General features: G+C 57.3%; 2 protein-coding genes. Both read right to left on the bottom strand.

Going from position 1 to position 2,693, the window contains the following annotated elements; all coding sequences use genetic code 11:
- Positions 1 to 533: 533 nt before the first annotated feature.
- Entirely contained in the window at positions 534 to 710 is a 177-nt protein-coding gene (locus tag QZH66_RS14920; RefSeq protein ID WP_305806703.1) for a hypothetical protein, read from the bottom strand.
- Between the two features lie 165 nt (positions 711 to 875).
- Positions 876 to 1,235: a hypothetical protein gene (locus QZH66_RS14915; protein ID WP_305806702.1), complete on the bottom strand. Its 360-nt coding sequence runs from the start codon at positions 1,233 to 1,235 to the stop codon at positions 876 to 878.
- Positions 1,236 to 2,693 lie beyond the last annotated feature (1,458 nt).

The following is a 2,693-nucleotide window of genomic DNA, read 5'->3' as shown; positions in this document are numbered from 1 at the left end:
CATGCAGCCGGAGTTGACGGGAAGCTCCCTAGGGAATTGTTAGGCGGCAGACCTAGTGCGCCGGAACGCGAACCCAGTGCAGCCGACTAAGTATGAGTTGCGAATGTACCACCTGAACCGCATTAGTCCCCTCAACGCGAACAGCACGGAAGCCGTTTGACTGCCCTGGCCCATGAAAGAGTACCCATGAGACACCTGGCGCTGCCTCAGCGATGCCGAATGCCTTTGGCTCCATCGTGTTCCTGCGCCATTTGACGAGATCGTCTCGACTGGCGATTGGGTCTAGCACTTCAACGTTCTCGATGGGAAGCCCGGCCGGGTGACCGGCCGCCGTATATCCGTGGCGAGCAACGAATGCCTCAGCCGACTGCACCGCAGCGAGTTCTGTCTCGGTCGGTGGACGCGAGCTGCTAAGTGAAGCGCACGCCGTTAATGCGAGAGCGAAGAGAAGTATGGCTAGTCGCATTGTTTCTTCTGCCGCCTAACGCTTGAATTAAGCCGCGCCGTGGAACGGCGTCGGCTTGAATGATTGGTTAGGCAGTGATGCCCGGTGTGCAAGGATTATTGCTGTGCGCACCGACACCGCTGCCGCTAGCTGAGCTTGCCACAAGTTGCAGGATGAGGTCTGCCCGGAAATGCGTGATGCGAATTGCGCCCGAAGCCAACAAAGCCAAGCGCAGCGGACCAATGAAGCGATAAGCCGAAGCCATGACCGACCCGATTGCGAATCCGGTTGATATTGCGAGCCGGAGCCGACCGGAAAACGACCGCACACCTACCGGAGTAACAACCACCACAAATGCTTTTGCACACGGCCTAACGCCTGAATTAAGCCGACCCGCGAAGCGGGTTCGGCTTGAATGAATTGCTAGCGCTCATGGCGCGGGAGCCTGAGGCACCTTGCCTTGGAAGACGCGTACGGCTGGACTGAAAAACAGGTAGGCAGCGAATGCCGCCAGCAGCCCTGCAATGACCGTGAACAGAACAGCGCCAAGAGCAACCGTGGAGAAGGTTGCAACAGCAGCAACCAGAAGAACGAGTGCACTGAGCGCGCACAAGATGGCCAAGATGTTGCCCGCAATCCTGCTGCCCCGGAATACAAAGAAGAACAACAGCGCGGAGATGGCGAGACGCCCAGCAACGACAGGAGTGAAGTCAACTACCAGCATCCATGCTAGGTATGCCAGATAAAGGATGGCGACGATAACCAAAAGGAGTGGTGGTTTGCTTTTCATGAGCGCTAACACTTGAATTAAGCCGCGCCGTGGAACGGCGTCGGCTTGAATGATTGGTTAGGCAGTGATGCCCGGTGTGCAAGGATTATTGCTGTGCGCACCGACACCGCTGCCGCTAGCCGAGCTTGCCACAAGTTGCGGGATGAGGCCTGCCCGGAAATGCGTGATGCGAATTGCCGCCCGAAGCCAACGGAGCCAAGCGCAGCAGACCAATGAAGCGATAAGCCGAAGCCGTGACCGACCCGATTGCGAAGCCGGTTGGTATTGCGAGCCGGAGCCGACCGGAAAACTACCGCGCCCCTGCCGAAGCAACCACAACTACTGATGCTTTTGCACACGGCCTAACACTTGAATTAAGCCGCGCCGTGGAACGGCGTCGGCTTGAATGATTGGTTAGGCAGTGATGCCCGGTGTGCAAGGATTATTGCTGTGCGCACCGACACCGCTGCCGCTAGCCGAGCTTGCCACAAGTTGCGGGATGAGGCCTGCCCGGAAATGCGTGATGCGAATTGCCGCCCGAAGCCAACGGAGCCAAGCGCAGCAGACCAATGAAGCGATAAGCCGAAGCCGTGACCGACCCGATTGCGAAGCCGGTTGGTATTGCGAGCCGGAGCCGACCGGAAAACTACCGCGCCCCTGCCGAAGCAACCACAACTACTGATGCTTTTGCACACGGCCTAACACTTGAATTAAGCCGCGCCGTGGAACGGCGTCGGCTTGAATGATTGGTTAGGCAGTGATGCCCGGTGTGCAAGGATTATTGCTGTGCGCACCGACACCGCTGCCGATAGCCGAGCTTGCCACAAGTTGCGAGATGAAGCCTGCCCGGAAATACGTGATGCGAATTGCCGCCCGAAGCCAACAAAGCCAAGCGCAGCGGACCAATGAAGCGATAAGCCGAAGCCGTGAACCATCCGATTGCCGAACCGAGTGGGACTGCGAGCCGGAGCCGACTGGAAAACTACCGCGCCCCTGCCGAAGCAACCACCACTACTGATGCTTTTGCACACGGCCTAACATTTGAATTAAGCCGCGTTGCGATAGCAACGTCGGCTTGAATGAATTGTTAGGCTTTATTGCTTGCACGCAACGACGAGGCTGCGGGTTATAACGGCCCCGCCATAAAGGCCGAACTGGTTAGCGACAACGGTACTGCCTTGGTCGCCAGACTGGGAAAGAGTGTCATAGCCCTTGTTGCCGCAGATCTCCCCAGCCTTCTGATAGCACTCTCCCCAGGAAAGTGCCTGTCCGGAGCAAGTTATGGTGTATCCCTCGCGGCCGTCAGATGTGTAAGTTTTCTTTGCTGTTGCGCAGCTCGACAGTGCCAGGGCAGCAACTACGGCAACGGTTAGATGCTTCATACTAATCTCCGTTAAAGCCTAACACTTGAATTAAGCCGAGTCGCGAAGCGACTTCGGCTTGAATGAGTAAAAAGGAGACTTCCCCTCCGACGGCATC

The organism is Stenotrophomonas sp. YIM B06876, assembly GCF_030711595.1.
In the GTDB taxonomy this organism is placed as follows: Bacteria; Pseudomonadota; Gammaproteobacteria; order Xanthomonadales; family Xanthomonadaceae; genus Stenotrophomonas.
Note: the sequence above shows the minus strand (reverse complement) of the source record. Positions and strands in the feature narration are given on the sequence as shown.